The following is a 19,234-nucleotide window of genomic DNA, read 5'->3' on the forward strand; positions in this document are numbered from 1 at the left end:
GCGATTTTGAAAATTGTTCGGAGGCTTCGTTGAAGTGAGTACTTCAGCCTCAGAACTGCCAAGGATGTAGGCACCTGCTGCGCATAAAAGAGAAGGGGGAGGCGGGGGAAGGCAAAAGATCGGAGTGGGTTGACAGATCATTGCGAACGGGTCAAATCATGGAGTTTGACTTTGACTCTGCAGACCTTCACTCCGCTTGAGACTGTTATGTGGCAACCGACGATCGTGCTGCCTTCGTGGCATCTGGAAGATGTCGCCCGGGAGACTTCCGAAAATAACGCAGCCTCAGTTCTGAATGCCTATGCATTGGGGTTTCATCCGGCCGTTCTCGCCGCCGGTCGACGCGTGCCGGCGTGGAAAGCAGCCGGGGCCCTGGAATCCCCGATCGCTGACCAGGTCGTATTGCTTCCTGAGGCGAGTCGTGGAAAGGTCGCAGCCGACTGGCTCAGTAAAGCCGAGGAAGCCGGCACGCTGGTCGTGAACACGACGCCAGACCGAACGGCCTGTCTGCGAGAACTGCTCAAGAATCCCCGACTGCGGGAGCAATTGGAGAATCGACCCCACGCCGCAGAAGGTGGGCAGCTCCCGGAGTCGCTCGACACGATCCTGCTCGCTGAAGATTTCATGGCTCTCGGCGTCGTCTACCTGTTAACGTCGCTGTTGTCCCAGGCGATGTACCATTACGACAATATTCAGGAAACACGCTTCGACGAACTGCTGATCGACGCGGCCGAAGAAGCAGTCCGCGGCGATGCCGAGCGCGCCCGGCACTTCCTGCAGCAGGCGTGCGAGCAGCTTCTCGAAAGCCGCGAAAAGTTCTACCCGGTCGATGCCCATCTGATCGATCTCTGCCTGCTGACCGATACGCTTTCGCCGGAAGACGCCGAATCGCTGGCCTCGGTCGATCATACGGTGAATCTGCTCTGTTCCAGCGAAGCTCTCGAACGAGCCACTGAGAAGCAGCCCGAAGTTCTGTCGAGTCTGCGTCAGAGTGTGCACGAGGGGAAACTGGCGGTGATCGGGGGAGAACGGAACGACACCCCGACTCCGCTGCTGCCGATTCAGACACTTCGCCGACAGCTTGAACGGGGGATGCACGATCTGGAAGCGTCGCTCGAAACACATCCGCAGGTCTGGGGACGAACGACCTACGGGTTGTCGACCCAGATGCCTCTTCTGCTGAGAAAGTTTGGCATCAAGCACGCGTTTCATCTCGTCCTCGACGACGGAATTTATCCCGACGAAGAGCAGAGCCATTTCTTGTGGGAAGGTCGGAGTGGCAGCACGGTCCACGCGGTTTCCCGGATCCCGCTTTCCATCGAGAAGGCAAGCAGCGTTCTGAAGATTCCGGAACGCCTGGCTGAAGCCATGAACCATGATCATCTCGCCTGCGCGATTCTGGCTCGCTGGCCGAAGGTTAAAAATCCGTGGTTTGGGGACATTCTTGGCGTTCAGGCGTATGCGCCGATCCTTGGAAAGTTCATCGGCATGTCGCAGTTTCTGGAAGAAACCGACGACTCCGGTCATACCTCCGGCTACGAACAGCGATTTTATCTGTCGCCCTCTCTGGATCACATGACTGGCCGGAATGAACCCGACGCGATCACGCGGTTCAGTACGTTCTGGCAGATCCAGAATCAGCTTTCCGTCCTGTCGTGGCTGACGGCGACACAACAGCTGTTTAAGAAGTCGGAAGAAGATAACCCGCTGACCGAGCTGGAGGATCGACTGCAGTCGCTGGCCCCGAAACTGAGAAAGCCTGAGCTCAAGACGCTTTCAGAAGACGTGAACGTCGCCGCCAGCAAAGCGGCCGGCACACTTAGTCGCCAGATTGCTTCGCGGCAATCGGGACCGTCTGGGTTTGTGGTCTTCAATCCGCTCGCCCATGCCCACACGCGAGTGCTGACGTTCCCGGTGACAGACACGACTTCCCCGGTGCCGGTCGTCGGAGGACCGGTGAAGTTCCTCCAGATCGAAAGCGACGCCGCCTATGCCGCTGTCGAACTGCCTGCCTGTGGCTTCGTGACGATTGCCTCACAACCGGCGCGTCAGGCCACGACAAGCAAGTCGAAGGTGCCGATGGCTGGAGAGTTCTTCCTGCAGTCGGAGTTCTTCCATGTCCAGATCGACCCGGAGACGGGCGGCGTGCAGCGGTTCCGTGCCCATGGCTCAACAGAGAATCTATTGAGCGAGCGGCTCGTTTATCGCCTGGACGGTGATGGCGGCGGTGTAGCTCGCTCGGCTTCCGCGGGAGAGCCACGCTTCTCTCAGATGATTGCCGATTCGATCACCACCACTCGGACCGGTCCTGTCGTCGGAGAAATCGAAGTGCGGGGGCGACTGGTCGATCCGAGTCGTGAACGGGTGCTGGCAAACTTCACCAAGCGATATCGCGTTTATCGGGGTCGGCGAAACCTGGAGATCTCGGTCTCAATCGATCCTCAGCAGTTGCCGGCGATGCTTCCTGACCGCTCTTATTACGCGCTCCGCTTCGCCTGGGGTGCGGCGGGCGCGTCCGTCAAAGGCAGTCTGCAGCAGAGTGAGTTTCACGCCGGAGAGCGTCGGCTCGAAAGCACGGGCCCGATTGAGGTCGAAGACGAAGACCATCGCCTGACATTCGTGCCGCATCACCGACCGTTCCACCAGCGTTCCGGTATGCGGATGCTTGAAAGCCTGTTGATTGTCCACGGAGAATCGACGCGCGACTTCCAGTTCGATGTCGGGCTCGATGTCCCGCAGTCGGCCGCCTTTGCCGAAGAAGTGACGGTTCCACCGGTTCTGGTTCCAGCCGAGTCGGTTGCGGCGGGCCAGTCGGCCTGGTTGTATCACGTCAATCTGCCGAACGTTCGACTGGTGCATGCTGTCGAAGAGGACGTCGAGGATTCGGAGCAGGGGAGGTTCTTCCGGTTCGATTTCCTCGAGACCGAAGGACGCCACGCCAACGCCCGCTTCTCGCTGTTCCGGAAACCGAAGAAAGCCTGGGAAGTCGACTTCCTCGGCAAGACTCAATCCGAGTTGACCATTGAGGACGACACTGTGCGCTTTGAGTGTCTGCCGTGTGATTATCTCAGCATCCGGGTGCAGTTCTGAAAGCCGTCATGACCGCAGCAGTTTCTTCTCCAGTCATCACTATCGACGGCCCGGCCGGTACAGGAAAATCGACCGTCGCGCTCCGTCTGGCGGAACGGCTCGGTTTTCAGTTTCTGAACACCGGGGCGATGTATCGAGCTGTGGCGATGCGGTGTCTGGAAAAGGGCATCAGCTTCGAGGACGAAGAATCTGTGGTCGCCGCTGCCCGGGAACTTCGATTCTGCATCCGCGAACATCGGCTCCAGGTCGATGGCCAGGATCTATCGGAACAACTGACAGCACACTCAGTCGGACGTTCGGCTTCGCTTGTCGCGGCCTATCCGCGCGTCCGGGAGATTCTCGTCGAACATCAGCGAGACATTGCCCGTCGTCAGCCGATCGTGACCGAAGGGAGAGACCAGGGAACGGTTGTTTTTCCGGACGCGAGCCGCAAATTCTTTCTGACCGCCAGTTCGGAAGTTCGGGCTCGTCGGAGGTTCGAAGAGGTCGGCGCGACATCCGGCGCGAGTTACGAAGATATTCTCCGCGAGCAACAGGAACGCGATTTGCGCGACTCCACCCGCAGCGTCGCTCCTCTCAAGCCGGCGGAAGACGCTGAGATCGTCGACAGTTCTGATCTCGACGTCGAACAGGTCGTCGACGTCCTGGCGCGAATGGTTCAGGAGTCGCTCAAGAACTGACGTTCTCGTCCGCATCCTTCCGTGATGTCGCCAGCCAGTGCCAGATGCTGGCCAGCAGGGTGCCGGTCAGCATACAGCCGAATGTGTAGACCGCTGGCGGAATCGCCGTCGTCGTGTCTTCAAAGAACGTGAGGGCGAGCATCGTGCCCACACCGGCGTTCTGCATGCCGACTTCCAGGATCAACGCTTTCTGCCGGGCAATGTCGAGTCGCTGCAGCCGACCTGAGAGCCACCCTGCGGCGTAGCCGGCGAGATTCAGCGCGAGCAGTCCGGTCAGCAGAGGCCCCGTGACCGCTCGGAGCCGATCGGCGTTCAAACCAATGGCGACCGCGATGACCCACAGAATCATCAGGTTGGCGAGAATGGCGGCAACTTCCGTAAGCCGCTCGCTGGTCAGTTTCAGTCGCACTTTCAGTCCAAAGCCCGCCAGCACGGGAAGGGCGACGGTTCGCAGCAGGTCGGTGAAGACCGCCAGTGGTTCGGGCCCTCGTTCAATTTTCAGCAACAGGCTGAGCAACAGCGGGACGGCAATCGGAGAAAGAATCGTCGACAGGGTCGTCACGCAGATCGAATAACTGACATTGCCGCGAGCGGTCAGCGTCAGAATATTGGAGGCCATCGCTCCGGGGACGCAGCCGACGAGAATGATGCCCGCCCGTGTGGTGTCCTGAAACCCCATGAGCTCAGCAACGGTATAGGCTAGCAGAGGCATTGTCGCGTATTGAGTCAGCGTGCCGAAGAGAACGTTGTACCAGTCGCTGAGGACATGCTTGAGCTCCTCGACAGGAATCAGAATGCCGACGCAGAACATGGCCAGCATGATGGCCGGCTGCATCGTGTATTCCTTCAGGAGATTCAGCGTCGTAGCGGCGTTCGGATCCGACTGGCCCCAGATCAGGAAGGCTCCTGACGAGCAACAGAGCCAGAGGATCAGATACCGTTCGAGGATTCCGCGAAATCGGTGCATGGTGAGACTTCGTCAGGTTGATATAATCGGATGAAAACCGTGAACCCTCATACTGTAACGAGTTCCGTCGTCTTGGAAAAAACAGCTCCCACTTCCGACTCCGCCGCGTCGCCTTCCACAGCTTCGACCGGCACGATCGACAAGTCCAATCAGCGGGTCCGCCAGATGTTCGGCGAGATCGCGCCCCGCTACGACGCGATGAACCATGTGCTGTCGGGCGGGACCGACTATTACTGGCGTCGGTACACCATTCGCAAAGCCCCCCCACAGGGGGATGCCCCGATTCTCGACGTCTGCACCGGCACGGGGGATCTTGCGATCGCTTACTGGAAGGCCGGTAAGAGACAGATCCCGGTGGTCGGCAGCGACTTCACCGAAGAGATGCTCGATATCGCCCGGGACAAAGTGGAATCACTCTCCCGAACCGAACGGGATGCCTCGATCGAGTTCTATCAGGCCGATACCCAGGAGTTGCCGTTTGAAGACAATCGCTTTCAGATCGTCTCCGTGGCATTTGGACTGAGGAATGTCGCCGATACGCTCAAAGGGCTCCGCGAGATGAAGCGGGTCTGTCAGCCGGGTGGTCGCATTGTTATTCTCGAATTCTCGATGCCGGGCAACCGAGTCCTTCGCGGCGCTTACGGCTGGTATTTCCGCAACGTGCTCCCGCGAATCGGACAGTTCTTCGCCCGCAATTCCCAGTCGGCCTACAACTATCTGCCCGAAACGGTCGGCCAGTTTCCGTACGGCGAGAAGCTCGCGGACGTTCTGCGTGAAGCCGGACTGGAACGGATCAGTTATACACCGCTCACATTCGGCGTCGCGACGCTCTACATCGGCTACAAACCGAAAGGGGACGTCAAGTCCTGAGAGGCAGGTGCGGCATGTCGGAAGAACGGAAGCGGATCGTGGTCGCAGTGACCGGAGGCAGCGGAGCTGCCTATGCGCGTCGACTGGTTCGGGTTCTGCTGCAGGCCGACTGCGAAGTTCACCTGACGATGAGTGCGGCTGCGGTTCAGGTCTTTGCCCAGGAACTGAAGACCACGATCAATCTCAACGAATTCAGCCCCGAGAGCTTTCTCGAAGACGAATTCGATTCGGCTCGCGTCGATCAGTTGAAGTATCATCGGCAGTTCGAATTCAGTGCCGGGATCGCGAGCGGGTCGTTCAAGACCGACGGAATGGCGATCTGCCCCTGTTCGATGGGGACGTTGGGAAGTCTGGCCAATGGGCTCTCGGCCAACCTGACGCACCGGGCGGCGGATGTCCATTTGAAGGAACATCGTAAACTGGTCCTGGTTCCACGCGAGACGCCGCTGAGCAGTATTCAGCTCGAGAACATGAAACGGCTCGCTGATGCGGGGGCGGTCATGCTGCCCGCGATGCCGGGGTTCTACCACGATCCGAAATCGATTGACGATCTTGTGAACTTTATCGTCGTCCGCATCTGCGATCACCTCGGCGTCGACACGAAGCTGATGAAACGCTGGGGCAGCGAGGCATAATCAACTGACGGCTTCGAGCACATCCCCTTCGACGAAAATCGGCAGCGGAGGATCGTAGTGCATCGCCAGAGCAATCGCGTCACTCGGGCGGCTGTCGATCTCCATCAGATCGCCTTCGTGCATAATGCGGATCATCGCATAGTACGTGTGCTCGTGCAGGCTGTTGATGATGATATCGTGCGGTTCGCCCCCGAAGTGTTCAATGACACTTTTGATGAGATCGTGAGTGAGGGGGCGGGGAGGAACATCGCCGCGAACCCGCCGGTCGATGCTGGCTGCTTCGAACATCCCGACCAGAATGGGGAACTCGCGCTCACCATCCACCTCGTGCAGGTAAATGACCTGCTGGTCGTTGATCTCGCTGATAATGATTCTCGAAAGTTCCATTTCGACCAAGGCGGCCATCGTCTCTCTCCATTCCTAACGCGGGTCGTCTCTGATGCGGGGCTGATTCTTCGGGGGAATTGTCGGCTGATCAGAGTGAAGTACAATGTATCTCACGGCCCGATCGGAATTCCTGAATCATAAGCTGATTCAGAAAAAATCAGAATTCAGCCTGATTGTATCTGAACCCGGACCGTTTGCTAACGTTTCGACGGCAGGGAGGAAATTCATGAAACAGATTCTATGCACCGTGATGACTGCGGTCTTCACATTGACCGGATCAGCGGCGGCAATCGCCGAAGAAGCTCGCACAGAAAAGACCGCTCCACAAGTCGTCGATCTGATGCAGGACCAGCTTACCGAAGGTTGCCTGCTGATGCACGAAGGGGACTGCCTGGCCGTGAAAATGTTCACTCGCAGTCCGTACACGCATGTGGGCATCGTTCTGAAGGACGAAAGCGGCAACTGGCAGACGTACGACTCGGCCAATGGCGAAGGCGTGCGGAAAACGGAGCTGTGTGCCTATCTCGAAGAATGTGCCCCCAACGGAATCACGCTGCTGTGTCCGTCTGAACCATACACGGAAGAAGAACTGGATACCTTGCGCCTGGCGCTGGAGGAACAGATCGGCCGCCCTTATGGGATTCGGCATCACCTTACGGGCAATCAGGCTGAGGGCGTCCATTGCTCGGAATATGTCACGACCGCTCTTATTCAGGCCAGCGTGATCACGGCGGAGCGGCCATCGCGGGTTTCTCCGGCCAGTTTGCGTCAGGGACTGCTCGAATCTGATCTGTACCGCGAGGCGGTCGTCACGACCGTGGTGCCCGATGTCATTCCGGCTCCGCCAGCGGAAAGCTGGTTCAAACAGCTTTGGATCGACACGAAAACGTGTACGTCCGATTGCTGTAAATCATGGAATCGCACGATCTTCTGCTGCGAGTGATGTTCGTGATAAAAAAGAGGGATTGATCGACGCCGGAGTCGAGGCGTATGATTCTCTACCCCTGTGAGGGAGCTCCGTTTCTTTTTCGAGAACCTGCGGTCGCCTGCTTTGAATACCTTGCTTGCCATTCTGATGAGCCTGTCCCTGGTGACGCATGTCGTTGCTCCGCGGACAGTCTGCACGACCTGCCTGCTGGCCGAGTCTATCTCGCCCGGTTCGTCGTGCTGCAGCACGGCAGATCGCAGTGTCGGCATGAAGACTGTCCCGTTGAAGGCAACGGACTCGAACAGCCAGGCCGACTGCTGCAAGCCGAACTGCTGTGAGCAGGAGTCGACTCCGGTTGACCAGGCCTCGTTCTGTTCGACTTCGGATACCCCCTGTGTCTGTTCTCACATCCCAGCCGTGCCCGCGTTCGTCGCGGCTCCAGCGATAGTCACTCCGGTTCCTGAACAGTTCACAGAGCTTCCGGCTGGCTTCCAGTCGACCGGATCACTGCTGCCTGGAATAGTTACTGATTCCGTTCAGGACAGGGCGGTGAACCGGACGAAGCCGCATACCGTTCGTCCGCTGTTTCTGCTTGATTGCCGCTTCATCATTTAAGAGCCGGTCATCTTCCGCTTTTGTGGCTGCAGGTTGCAGCTGCATTCTTTTGCTTTTTCTTTGCGCGACCTTGCGCGAATTCAGGAGATGATCATGTCGAAATTTCTGGGAATCTTAAGTGTCGGTCTGCTTGCCGGTGGTCTCGGTTGGAACTATCAAGTTTCTAACGCGGCTGGTAATGGCGGGCCGGGGCTTTGCTGCTGCGGTGAAGCCTGTGAGTGCGAAAATTGCGAATGCGTGGATTGCGCTCCGGGGGCCTGCGAATGCGCGCCCTGCAACTGCTGCAAGAAGTAGTTGTTGAATGGGTGCGGTTTGACCGCACTTCCTGATTGACGATTGGTCGCTCGTTCCCATGTGGGGACGAGCGACTTTTTTCTGTCAGACAAGGGCCATACCGAGTACAATGGTTACGATGTCCCTCATCTTCAACCAGGAAGGTTCCCCTTTGCTAGAATCACATCTTCCTCCGAGAGACCTCCTCGAAGCGACCCACGAATTCCCCTGTCACTACACCTTCAAAGTGATCGGCGAATGCAATGAGCGATTCGTCGATGACGTCGTTGCTGCGGTTCGCAACGGAATGGATCTGGAGTTCGATCCTCCCTACGGGAGTCGCGAGTCGTCTGGAGGCCGCCATGTCGCGTTGACATTTGAGCCACTCACGGAGTCTCCCGAGCAAGTCCTGGCGGTTTATGCGGCAATTCAGCAAACCGAAGGCGTCATTCTGCTGCTCTGAGAGAACGAGGCTGATCCAGGGAGTTTCTCCATCTCCGAGATTGGTTTTCCAACGTGTCTCCGATGTTCTTTGAGCACATTCAAATTCGACTGCAGGAGAAGTGTGAAATGCTCTAAACTGGAGCGGCGTTCCTTTCACGCATCTACAGGGCCGGACTATGAGCGACGGAGATATCTTACTCAGCCGATTGCGATCGCCTGACGTCACGGTTCGTCAGCAGGCCGCACGAATGCTGGCCATGGACGCCGAAACAACGCGGCTCGGGGCGGTCGTCGTGCTGACAGCGACAGACGATCCCGACGAAACGGTCCGCGAATGGGCCGTTGAAGCCATCGAAAACTGCGGCCCGGTGACGAGCGGTCTGCTCCCGATTCTGGTCGAGCATCTGCACCATACCACCTCGCCAACTCAGTTGATTCTCGGTCTGAAACTGCTGGGACGCAGCAAAGAGCAGGCAGCCGAATTCTTTCCGAGTGCTGTCTCGTTCTGTGACGGTGCGCATCCGACACAGGTCCGTTCTCAGGCCTGTAAGACCGCCGTTGTCGTGGCCGGGGAAGGCGATCGAGCGGAACTGCGGCGTCTCCTTGAAGAGTTGGCTCAGGACGACGATGAAATCGTGAGCAGCACGGCCACACGAATGCAGAGCCGACTGTAGTTGTCAGGCGAGTGAAGGAAACGACAACAGGCGAGCCCGAAAGCTCGCCTGTTGTACTTATTCTCTCAGAGCCGCCAGTTTTCAGGCGACCGTCCAGGTATCCCCGGAATTGAGCATTGCTTCGAGGCTGGCCGGGCCGAGCTTCTCTGTGACGTCGCGAACCTGATCGTTGAGCTCATCGTCGTAGGTCGGACGATCGATGGCACGAAAGACGCCCATTGGTTCCGGGCTGTCGGGGTATCGCATCTGCGAGAGCAGGAAAGCAAGCGTCGGATCGTCCGCCTTTTCATCGTGGAAGAGCAGGTCGTCTTCGCTGATCCCTTTGCCAAGTTCAACGATTTCCGGCTGATTCTGCGAATTGAGCCGCACGCCCTTGTCGCGAGCCTTGCCGAAGATCAGCGGCTTGCCATGTTCCAGGTAGATGCAGTTCTCTTCTTTCTCGCCCTTCTTGGAGGCGAAGTCGAAGGCTCCGCTGTTGAACACGTTGCAGTCCTGGTAAACCTCGACGACAGCCGTTCCCTTATGATGGGCGGCTCTTTCGAGCACCATGCACAAGTGCTGAATGTCGACGTCGACGGATCGGGCGACAAAAGAGGCCCGAGCCCCCAACGCAACCGAAACCGGTGTCAGAGGGGCATCGACCGAACCGTACGGCGTACTCTTGGTCCGTTTGCCCTGAGGGCTCGTCGGCGAGTACTGGCCTTTGGTCAGGCCGTAGATCTGGTTGTTGAACAGAATCACTTTCAGATTCACGTTGCGGCGAATCATGTGCATGAAGTGATTGCCGCCGATCGAAAGGGCATCGCCGTCGCCGGTGATGACCCAGACCTGCAGGTCCGGGCGGACCACTTTCAGGCCAGTCGCGATCGCTGGAGCACGGCCATGAATACTGTGCATCCCGTAGGTGTTCATGTAATACGGGAAGCGGCTTGAGCAGCCAATCCCGGACACGAACACGAAATTTTCCTTGGGGATGCCGAGGGTCGGCAGCACCTTTTTCACCTGGGCGAGAATCGAGTAATCGCCACAGCGAGGACACCACCGGACTTCCTGGTCACTGGCGAAGTCTTTGGGTGTCAGAACAGGCAGGTCAATACTGGTTGACATAGGGAGAAGTCCTATCAGAACAGAACTCTAATTGTCTTATTCAATTGTACGTTAAAGGGAACGATCAGGCTTTGCCAAGATGTTGCAGGATGGCATCGTAAACTTCACTGACGAGGAACGGTTTCCCCTTCATCTTGTTCAGTCCCTGAGCGTCGACCAGGTACTTGGCACGCAACAGGAATCGCAGCTGACCGTTGTTCAGTTCCGGAACGAGGACCTTGTCGAACCGCTTCAGCAGGTCGCCCAGATTCCGGGGGAATGGACTCAGGTAACGGATATGCGCCAACGACACGCTGTGACCAGCCCGCTGGGCCCGTTGCACGGCGGTGCGGATCGACCCATAAGTGCCACCCCAGCTGACAACCAGCAGTTCGCCCGAGTCCGGACCTTCCACTGGCTGTTCCGGAATATGATCGGCGATTCCCGCAACCTTTTTGGCACGCGTGTCGATCATGTGCTGGTGGTTGTCGGCATCGTAGCTGACGTTTCCGGTGACATCCCATTTTTCCAGACCACCGACGCGGTGTTCCAGTCCAGGAGTTCCGGGCACCGCCCAAGGGCGAACAAGTCGGTCGTTCCGCAGATACGGCAGATATTCTCCGTCTTTGCCGTTGGGTTCGCGAGTGTGCTTGAAATCGATTGGCTTCAGATCCGAAAGGTTCGGGATCTTCCAGGGTTCCGCTCCGTTGGCAATGTAACCATCGCTGAGCAGGAAGACCGGTGTCATGAATTCGACCGCCAGTCGCATGGCTTCGCGAGCTGCGTCGAAGGCGTCTCCCGGTGTGGAGCAGGAAACGATCGGCATCGGACATTCGCCGTTACGGCCGAACATCGACATCAGCAGGTCAGCCTGTTCGGTCTTCGTCGGCAGACCGGTACTCGGTCCCCCACGCTGAACGTTAACGATGACCATCGGCAACTCGGTGATGACACCCAGTCCAATTCCTTCCGACTTCAGGGCGATCCCCGGCCCACTGCTGGCGGTGACCGCGAACGCTCCGCCGAACGAGGCTCCGACAGCAGCCGTGATGGCCGCGATCTCGTCCTCGACCTGAGCGGTGCGAACGCCGAAGTTCTTCAGTTTCGAGAGTTCATGGAGAATGTCACTGGCCGGGGTAATCGGATAACCGGCGTAGAACAGTTCTTTCCCGGAAACGTGAGCGGCGGTAACCAGTCCGAAGGCGACAGCTTCGTTTCCGGTGATCTTGCGATACTTTCCGGGAGGCAGCTTGGCTGGCGGAACCTTGTAGTGAACGGTGAAGGCCTGTGTCGAGTAACCGATATCGGAACCGGCTTTCAGAGCCGCCAGGTTGGCCTGAGCGAGCTCGGGACGTTTGGCGAACTTCGATTTGACCCATTCCTGAGTCGTCGAAGGATCGCGATCGTACAGCCAGTAAACCAGACCCAGAGCGAAGAAGTTCTTACACCGATCCGCTTCCTTGAGCGACAAGCCGAGATCAGCCACGGCATCTCGGGTGAGGCGCGTCATGTCGATCTTATGGACCCGGTAGCCAGCCAGGGCATCGTCGTCATCGAGCGGATTGGATTCGTAGCCCGCTTTGCTGAGATCAGACTTACCGAAGGCATCCGCATTGACGATCAGAGTCCCGCCACGCTTCAGATCAGCGAGGTTGGTCTTCAAGGCAGCCGGATTCATCGCCACGAGGGTATCGACTTCGTCGCCCGGCGTGTAAATGTCCGTGCTGGAGAAGCAGAGCTGATACCCGGAGACGCCGCCAAGCGTTCCGGCGGGAGCGCGGATTTCAGCCGGGAAGTCGGGCAGGGTGCTCACGTCGTTGCCGAATACGGCCGAGACGTTCGTGAACTGTGTGCCGACCAGCTGCATTCCGTCGCCGCTGTCACCGCAGAAGCGGATGACGACAGCATCTACCTGTTCGGTCGTACGGAAATTTCCATTCGTTTCTGCGTCAACTGCCGACATAACCTGTTATTACTCCGTTGAATACGCCTGATTTTGGGGGCTGCTGTCCGATTGAGCGAATCGGAAAGGGGGGACCTGCTGGCGGCTGAAAAAGCCATCTGGCTTGATTCTCTTCAGGAATGACACACAAGCCGCGCTTTCGGCTCACCCGCTGCTCCCAGGAGCGCGGTCTGGCGTTCCCTTGAGGAATTGTGTCCGGAATCCGACTCACGACGGATTTCCGTCTGAGTTTTCCCTGATTATCGTCATTCTTGCAATTGCCAATCCAATTGGAAAGTGCGGATTAGGCCTTTCAGGCAAGATTCGATCGGAATGCGGGCTGTAAGACATGCTCCGGCCCTGCCGATAACGCCGTTTGGCACGCGACGCACCAGTCGTTCCTGAGCTGTTGTAATTGCTGCCACGGGAGGGTTGTGATTGACCCGATCTGGTGGGAGCGGGTATTTGTTCGCTCCCTCCCAATTTCGGAGACGGCGGTCCGTCGAGTTTTCTCGACCCCACAGGGCTGCGTCTCCCTCCTTTCTTTCTTCGACTCTCCCCACCATGACAAAGATACTCCGCGCTGGACGTGTTCTTGCTGCGCTTACGATCGTGACACTCCTGCTTCAGGGGGCACAATCGGCACAGGCTCAGATACAGTTCGATTCTCAGATCGGACATATCGCCATGCCGGCCTTTGGCCGGGACACGGGTCTGACGTATGTCGAAGTGATGCCCTACATTCTCGAAGAGGACGAACGCATCTTCTTCAGCGATCTCCGAGGTTTCCTGACCAACGAAGGAAACGTCGGCGGAAACGTCGGGGCAGGCTTCCGGTTTCTGGAGCCTAACGAGGTTCTGTTGCTCGGCGTGAACGCGACTTATGGGATCGATCAGTCGCTCGAGGAAGCCTATCAGCAGATGACTCTGGGCCTTGAGGGAATGACCCGGTTCGGCAGCGTGACCTCAAACTTCTACTTCCCGATTGGCAACGATCAGAAGATTCTCGAATCAACGACCGGCAATGTCCGGATGCAGGGGACGCAGGTTGTGATCGACCGTATTAACACGATCGGTCAGGCGATGCAGGGAGCCGATGTGAATCTCGGCGTCTTCATGCCCGGTGAGTTCGCGGAAGCGCATAATATCGAAACGATCGCCACCTACTATCATTTCACCGGCTCCAACGTCGATGACATCAACGGGGTCAAGTTGGCTGTTGAAGGGGAGTTTGTCCCCTTTTTGAAAGGGCAGGTCGCGGTCAGCAACGACGATACCTTCGGCACAAATGTGACGGTCGGCATGTCGTTCCGCTTTGGGACCAACGACGTTCCCGAACGCAGGCTCGAGCGTCAGCTGCGGAAGTTCATCGATACCAACTACAACGTGATTGTCAGTCAGCGGACCGAACTCGGCAACGGCATTGCTCTGGTCAATCCGCAGACCGGAGCCGCATATGAGGTTCGTCACGTCAGTAACACGGGGACAGACGCAGCTGATGGAAGCGCGGACAATCCATTCCAGAGCATTGCAGCCGCCCAGGACGACGGAGCCGACATCATCTTCCTGAAGTCGGGGTCGGTCTTCACCGACTCGGTCACACTGGCTGAAGGGCAGATGCTGATCGGGGAAGGAACGGACTTCGTCTTTGACAGTAACAACTTCGGATCGGTCGAGATGGCTGGCACGAGGCCGGAAGGTGAATTGTCCGACGTCATCTTCACGGGAACTGGCGGCGATCCTCTCGGACTTCCGGCCATCATCCTGGCGGACAGCTCGGCCGTCGCTGGGGTGCGAATCGTTGGCGACAACGGAACCGCTCCCTCAATGCCCGGAGCCGTTACCGCAGGAGCCGTTAATAACGGAATCGTGGCCAACGGCCTGGCCGACTTCCAGATTCACAACGTACGAATCGACGGCGTGAACGGCAACGGCATCGACATTGCCGAGTCGACAAACGGACTCATCACGAACGTTTCTGTCAACGGAGCTGAAGATAACGGCATCGAGATCCGTGATCACGATGGCTATCTGCAGTTCGCCGATATCTCCGTCAGTAACTCCGGACGACATGGAATGCTGATCAACGGTGGCCGCGGCGAGACCGTGGTGGCCGGCGATCTGGAATTGAACAACAACACAAACTCGGCTCTGAAGATTCAGGGTCTGGAACTGATCACCACCGTGGACGATCAGGGGACCGCGACCACCGACGATGATGTCGAAGAAGACATCTATGGTTTTGTGGCGATCGAAAACCTCCTGATCAACGGGATGTCCGGATCGACCGGGGTCGATCTGGATGACAATGAAGGTCTGATCGATATTTACGATGGTGAGATCGAGACAACTGATGCCTCTGCGTTGCTGGTCCGCGACACGAGCTTGTTCCGCATGCGGGACGGGATCGTCTCCTCGGAGAACGCGGCTGCTGTCGATGCACAGGACTCCAACGTCAATATTCAGATCGAATCGATTTCGGCCGACGGGGGCCAGTATGGAATTCGCATGGTCGACACGACCGGGACGATTCTTTCCTACGGAAATGTGGACGACCATTCCGGCGGAACGATCATGAATACTGACACGGCGATCTACGCTCTCAACGCTGGCTCGGTCGGAATGCGGGATGCGAAGTTCGTGAACAACGACCATGTCGCGATCGTCAGAAATTCCGACGTTCTCGACCTGAACTCCTCCTACATCACCGGAACGAACATCTCCTTCATTGAAGCCACGGATGTCAAACTGTTCGGCATGACGAACAACATGTTCGAGAACAACTCGATCACGAACGCCGTGGGCATCGACTATGCCGTCACCAAGTCGGGCGGCTACGTGACGCGTCTGGTGCGAAACGAAATCGTCGACTCGCCTCGAACCTTCTTCCAGGCTCGGACGACAGCGGGAGTGACCGATGCGTCGCTCGACTACACCTTCAGCGGGAACGATATCGATCTGGCCGAGGCTTACGGCGTAGCCGCCAAGCTGGACTGGACCGGACCGGTTTCGGCGGAAGTCATTCAGAACCTCATCACGGGCGATGCCAGCAATCAGAAAGCCTTCGCCTTTACCACCGGCGATGCGGCTGACAAAGGCACGTTTGCCTTCACGGACAATATCATGGGCTTCACCGGCCGCGGGAGTACGGGCATCGAACTGCTGGCCGGTTCGCCGGTCGACTTGCTGATCGGCAACAACCTGGTTGAATTCCGGGGACTCGATGGCGTCGGAATGCGAGTCTCGGGCAGCCGGGCGTCCTACATCCTGATTGCCCAGAACACGATCGACGACTACGCGGGTGGAGCAACCGGAATTCTGTTCCCGTCGCTGCACGACGGTTCAACAGTCACTCTGAACTCGAACCAGATTACCCTCAACCGATTCAACACCTTTGTCGACCGCGGGATTATTCTGAGCAACGTGACCGGAACCGACGAACCGTTCGTGACCTTCAGCTCGACACTGACCAACCAGATCGACGGAGCCACAACGACCTACTCACTGCCGAATGGAACGACGACCGGCCGCATCCTGATCAACGGCCAGGTGGCTCAGTAAGCGGAGTTGCTTCCGCTGGGACCACGGGAATGAAATGAACCCCTTGCCGAAAAATCGGCGAGGGGTTCTTCTTTTGGCGTCCAGATGCTGCATTAAATCTGCTTATTGAAGCCCTCTTGTGCGAGATGGTCGATTCGCATCGCAGTCTCTGGAAACCCGGAACGGGACCAACTATTATCCTTCCGAGCACAACTTGATGCACTCCGTTCTCTGGAATCGAGCAGGAAAAGCCCAGCGATGAAAATTCATGAGTATCAGGGAAAAAAACTGTTTCGCGAAGCTGGTGTCCCGGTCCCTCGCGGAATCGTTGTCACTTCGCCTGAAGAAGCAGCCACCGCGTACACCGAACTTGGCGGATCGCTCGCTGTGGTGAAATCACAGATTCACGCTGGGGGCCGAGGAAAGGGAACATTCAAAGACAACGCCGATCAACGTGGTGTCGTCCTGGTTCGTTCCGCTGAGGAAGCTCGCGAGAACGCCGAACGCATGCTCGGCAAAACGCTGGTGACCATCCAGACCGGTGAAGAGGGCAAGCAGGTCAACACGCTGTTTGTCGAAGAAGGGCTCGATATCGCCCGCGAACTCTACCTGGGCATTGTCGTTGATCGCGAAACACACTGCCCGGTCCTGATCATGTCCTCCGAAGGGGGGATGGAGATCGAAGTCGTCGCTGAGAAGTCGCCGGAGAAGATTCTTCGTGAGCACTTCGATGCCGACATGGGACTGCTGCCGTTCCAGGCTCGCAATCTGGCGTTTGCTCTGGGAATGGAAGGCCCGACCGTTCGAGCTGCGGAAAAATTCCTGACGAAGATCTGCAAGTTCTTTGTCGACAACGACTGCAGCATGTGCGAGATCAACCCACTGATCGTCACTGGTGATGGCCAGTTGGTCGCTCTCGATGCCAAGGTGACTTTCGACGAGAACGCTCTGTTCCGTCACAAAGACTTCGAGATGCTCCGCGATCTCTCTGAAGAAGAGCCGGCGGAAGTGAAAGCACAGAAGGCGGGACTCAGCTATGTGAAGCTCGAAGGCAATATCGGTTGCCTCGTTAACGGAGCGGGTCTGGCCATGAGCACGATGGACCTGATCAAACTGCACGGCGGCGAGCCGGCCAACTTCCTCGACGTCGGCGGCGGAGCCAGTGTCGAAGCTGTGACTGAAGCCTTCCGCATCATTCTCGATGACAAGAATGTGAAGGCTGTGCTGGTCAATATCTTCGGGGGCATCATGAAATGTGATGTGATCGTCGAAGCCCTGATGACTGCTTACGACAAAGTCGGGTTCGAGGTGCCGCTGGTCGTGCGACTCGAAGGAACGAACGTCGAGAAAGCCCGCAAAATGCTGGAAGAATCCGGCAAGGACATCATCACTGCGGCTGACCTGACCGATGCCGCCAAGAAGGTGGTCGGATCGATTTCCTGAGATCGTTTCGAGTCCGCAATTCCAGATTCACCAGTTCGGAGTCAATCGCATGCAGACCGGAATCCGCCTCGCGTTGCTGCTGATCGCGTTCGTCGTGACGTCAACTCGCGTTGACGCCGCCGAGCGGCCGAACATCCTGTTTCTGTTTGCCGACGACTGGGGCCGCTACGCCGGCAAGTATGCCGAGATCGATGGCCCCGGAACGCTCAACGATGTGGTTAAGACTCCGAACATCGATCGAGTGGCCGGTGAAGGCGTGACGTTCACCAACGCCTACGTGAATGCCCCGAGTTGTACGCCGTGCCGCAGTTCGCTGCTGTCCGGGCAATACTTCTACCGAACAGGGCAGGGGGCCATTCTGCAGGGAGCAATCTGGGATTCCGAGATCCCGACCTACCCGCTTCTGCTTCAGGACAACGGCTATCACATCGGATTCACCTACAAAGTGTGGAGCCCGGGGCAACCCGTGAACGCCGGCTATGGCGGAAGGCAGAATGCCTCGACGCCGGCTGGCGGAAAATTCAACGGGTTCAGTCAGCAGGCGACGAGAATGGTCGACTCCGGAAAGTCGATCGAAGAAGCTAAACAGGTTCTGCTCGATGAAGTTCGCAAGAACTTCGAATCGTTTCTCGAGAAGGGAGACGAAGGGCAGTCGTTCTGTTACTGGTTCGGGCCGACCAATGTTCATCGCAAATGGATCGCCGGCTCCGGCAAGAAGCTCTGGCGGATCGATCCCGATACACTGAAAGGGAAGGTGCCGCCCTTCCTGCCCGATGTTCCCGTCGTGCGTGAAGATCTGGCCGACTACTTCGGCGAAGTCGCCGCTTTCGATGCGGCTGTCGGCGTCATTCTGGAATCGCTGCAGAAACGGGGACAAACCGAAAACACGCTCATCGTGATCAGCGGCGATCATGGGGCTCCTGGTTTTCCGTATGGCAAGTGCAACCTGTACGACTTCGGCACCAATGTGCCGCTGGTCGCCAGTTGGCCCGGGAAGATTCCAGCTGGACGCGTCGTCACCGACTTTACCACGCTGATGGACCTGGCCCCGACATTCCTTGAGGCGGGCGGAACCGAAGTTCCTGACGTCATGACAGGCCGCAGCCTGTTGCCGGTGATGATGAGCAACAAGTCGGGCCGCGTCGATGAAGAGCGGGATTCGGCGATTACCGGTCGCGAGCGGCACGTCGCGGAAGCTCGGGAAGGGCAGAAGACCTATCCGCAGCGGGCAATCCGCACCGATGAGTTTCTCTACATTATCAACTTCAAACCAGATCGTTGGCCGATGGGCGATCCCCGCGAAGTGGGGCCGAACAAGACGCCTTCGACCGATGCGCTGACGAACAATACATTCATCGCCTTCCCCGACATGGACGCCAGCCCGACGAAAGCCTGGCTTGTGAACAATCGGAATAAGGAGGGGGTGAAGCTCCTTTACGATTTTGCCTTCGCCAAACGCCCGCGCGAAGAGCTTTATGTGCTCGCCGATGATCCTCATCAAATCCGCAACGTGGCCGATCAGCCACAGTACGAGGACGTCCGCAAGCAACTTCACGATCGGCTGATGAAGGAACTCCGGCGAACCAGCGACCCACGGGTTGTGGATAGCGGAGAGACCTTCGAGAATCCGCCGTTCACTGGACCTGTTTCCAGAAACTGA

The 19,234-nt window shown here is 57.7% G+C and carries 15 protein-coding genes; 11 read left to right on the forward strand and 4 right to left on the reverse strand.

The window, feature by feature from the left end; genetic code table 11:
- The first annotated feature begins 207 nt into the window (after positions 1–207).
- Complete coding sequence (locus tag L1A08_RS09420) at positions 208–3,090, forward strand: glycoside hydrolase family 38 N-terminal domain-containing protein (protein ID WP_238756087.1); 2,883 nt, start codon at positions 208–210, stop codon at positions 3,088–3,090.
- Between the two features lie 8 nt (positions 3,091–3,098).
- Positions 3,099–3,770 carry a (d)CMP kinase gene (gene cmk / locus L1A08_RS09425; protein WP_238756088.1) on the forward strand — a complete coding sequence of 224 codons (672 nt, stop codon included), beginning with the start codon at positions 3,099–3,101 and terminating at the stop codon, positions 3,768–3,770.
- Here the strand turns inward: cmk and L1A08_RS09430 are convergent.
- Positions 3,760–4,737, reverse strand: a complete 978-nt coding sequence (locus L1A08_RS09430; RefSeq protein ID WP_238756089.1) for a bile acid:sodium symporter family protein — start codon at positions 4,735–4,737, stop codon at positions 3,760–3,762. The two genes, cmk and L1A08_RS09430, sit on opposite strands and share 11 nt — an antisense overlap.
- A 72-nt stretch (positions 4,738–4,809) precedes the next feature.
- On the opposite strand from L1A08_RS09430, the gene ubiE reads away from it, so the two are divergent.
- Positions 4,810–5,607 (forward strand): bifunctional demethylmenaquinone methyltransferase/2-methoxy-6-polyprenyl-1,4-benzoquinol methylase UbiE, encoded by a 798-nt coding sequence (gene ubiE, locus L1A08_RS09435; RefSeq protein ID WP_238756090.1) that lies wholly within the window; start codon positions 4,810–4,812, stop codon positions 5,605–5,607.
- A 14-nt stretch (positions 5,608–5,621) separates the two neighbouring features.
- Positions 5,622–6,242, forward strand: a complete 621-nt coding sequence (locus L1A08_RS09440) for a UbiX family flavin prenyltransferase (protein ID WP_238756091.1) — start codon at positions 5,622–5,624, stop codon at positions 6,240–6,242.
- On the opposite strand, the gene L1A08_RS09445 is transcribed toward L1A08_RS09440, so the two are convergent.
- Complete coding sequence (locus tag L1A08_RS09445; RefSeq protein ID WP_238756092.1) at positions 6,243–6,647, reverse strand: bifunctional nuclease family protein; 405 nt, start codon at positions 6,645–6,647, stop codon at positions 6,243–6,245. It lies immediately after the preceding gene.
- 208 nt (positions 6,648–6,855) lie between these two features.
- On the opposite strand from L1A08_RS09445, the gene L1A08_RS09450 reads away from it, so the two are divergent.
- From L1A08_RS09450 to L1A08_RS09465, 4 genes are all read left to right on the forward strand, one after another.
- Positions 6,856–7,572, forward strand: coding sequence for a YiiX/YebB-like N1pC/P60 family cysteine hydrolase (locus tag L1A08_RS09450; RefSeq protein WP_238756093.1), 717 nt, complete (start codon positions 6,856–6,858; stop codon positions 7,570–7,572).
- A 108-nt stretch (positions 7,573–7,680) separates the two neighbouring features.
- Positions 7,681–8,172 carry a hypothetical protein gene (locus L1A08_RS09455; protein WP_238756094.1) on the forward strand — a complete coding sequence of 164 codons (492 nt, stop codon included), beginning with the start codon at positions 7,681–7,683 and terminating at the stop codon, positions 8,170–8,172.
- 445 nt (positions 8,173–8,617) lie between these two features.
- Complete coding sequence (locus L1A08_RS09460) at positions 8,618–8,908, forward strand: YbeD family protein (RefSeq protein WP_238756095.1); 291 nt, start codon at positions 8,618–8,620, stop codon at positions 8,906–8,908.
- A gap of 157 nt (positions 8,909–9,065) precedes the next feature.
- Positions 9,066–9,563 (forward strand): HEAT repeat domain-containing protein, encoded by a 498-nt coding sequence (locus L1A08_RS09465; protein ID WP_261362813.1) that lies wholly within the window; start codon positions 9,066–9,068, stop codon positions 9,561–9,563.
- Between the two features lie 81 nt (positions 9,564–9,644).
- On the opposite strand, the gene L1A08_RS09470 is transcribed toward L1A08_RS09465, so the two are convergent.
- Both L1A08_RS09470 and L1A08_RS09475 read right to left on the reverse strand, forming a co-directional pair.
- On the reverse strand, positions 9,645–10,670 hold the full coding sequence (locus L1A08_RS09470; protein WP_238756096.1) for a 2-oxoacid:ferredoxin oxidoreductase subunit beta: 1,026 nt from the start codon (positions 10,668–10,670) through the stop codon (positions 9,645–9,647).
- A 64-nt stretch (positions 10,671–10,734) separates the two neighbouring features.
- Positions 10,735–12,612 (reverse strand): 2-oxoacid:acceptor oxidoreductase subunit alpha, encoded by a 1,878-nt coding sequence (locus tag L1A08_RS09475; RefSeq protein WP_238756097.1) that lies wholly within the window; start codon positions 12,610–12,612, stop codon positions 10,735–10,737.
- A gap of 666 nt (positions 12,613–13,278) precedes the next feature.
- On the opposite strand from L1A08_RS09475, the gene L1A08_RS09480 reads away from it, so the two are divergent.
- The 3 genes from L1A08_RS09480 (at position 13,279) to L1A08_RS09490 (ending at position 19,234) form a co-directional block, all read left to right on the forward strand.
- Positions 13,279–16,152 (forward strand): inverse autotransporter beta domain-containing protein, encoded by a 2,874-nt coding sequence (locus L1A08_RS09480; RefSeq protein ID WP_238756098.1) that lies wholly within the window; start codon positions 13,279–13,281, stop codon positions 16,150–16,152.
- Positions 16,153–16,389: 237 nt separating this feature from the next.
- Positions 16,390–17,574, forward strand: coding sequence for an ADP-forming succinate--CoA ligase subunit beta (gene sucC / locus L1A08_RS09485; protein ID WP_238756099.1), 1,185 nt, complete (start codon positions 16,390–16,392; stop codon positions 17,572–17,574).
- A 49-nt stretch (positions 17,575–17,623) separates the two neighbouring features.
- Positions 17,624–19,234 carry a sulfatase family protein gene (locus tag L1A08_RS09490; protein ID WP_238756100.1) on the forward strand — a complete coding sequence of 537 codons (1,611 nt, stop codon included), beginning with the start codon at positions 17,624–17,626 and terminating at the stop codon, positions 19,232–19,234.

This window comes from Rubinisphaera margarita, assembly GCF_022267515.1.
Classification (GTDB): domain Bacteria; phylum Planctomycetota; class Planctomycetia; order Planctomycetales; family Planctomycetaceae; genus Rubinisphaera; species Rubinisphaera margarita.

Bases quoted from the DNA above. Each gene is read 5' to 3' on its own strand.
- sucC (WP_238756099.1), top strand. From the start codon at position 16,390: ATGAAAATTCATGAGTATCAGGGAAAAAAACTGTTTCGCGAAGCTGGT.
- L1A08_RS09420 (WP_238756087.1), top strand. From the start codon at position 208: ATGTGGCAACCGACGATCGTGCTGCCTTCGTGGCATCTGGAAGATGTC.
- L1A08_RS09465 (WP_261362813.1), top strand. From the start codon at position 9,066: ATGAGCGACGGAGATATCTTACTCAGCCGATTGCGATCGCCTGACGTC.
- cmk (WP_238756088.1), top strand. From the start codon at position 3,099: ATGACCGCAGCAGTTTCTTCTCCAGTCATCACTATCGACGGCCCGGCC.
- L1A08_RS09470 (WP_238756096.1), bottom strand. From the start codon at position 10,670: ATGTCAACCAGTATTGACCTGCCTGTTCTGACACCCAAAGACTTCGCC.
- L1A08_RS09445 (WP_238756092.1), bottom strand. From the start codon at position 6,647: ATGGCCGCCTTGGTCGAAATGGAACTTTCGAGAATCATTATCAGCGAG.
- L1A08_RS09490 (WP_238756100.1), top strand. From the start codon at position 17,624: ATGCAGACCGGAATCCGCCTCGCGTTGCTGCTGATCGCGTTCGTCGTG.
- L1A08_RS09450 (WP_238756093.1), top strand. From the start codon at position 6,856: ATGAAACAGATTCTATGCACCGTGATGACTGCGGTCTTCACATTGACC.
- L1A08_RS09475 (WP_238756097.1), bottom strand. From the start codon at position 12,612: ATGTCGGCAGTTGACGCAGAAACGAATGGAAATTTCCGTACGACCGAA.
- L1A08_RS09430 (WP_238756089.1), bottom strand. From the start codon at position 4,737: ATGCACCGATTTCGCGGAATCCTCGAACGGTATCTGATCCTCTGGCTC.
- L1A08_RS09440 (WP_238756091.1), top strand. From the start codon at position 5,622: ATGTCGGAAGAACGGAAGCGGATCGTGGTCGCAGTGACCGGAGGCAGC.
- L1A08_RS09480 (WP_238756098.1), top strand. From the start codon at position 13,279: ATGCCGGCCTTTGGCCGGGACACGGGTCTGACGTATGTCGAAGTGATG.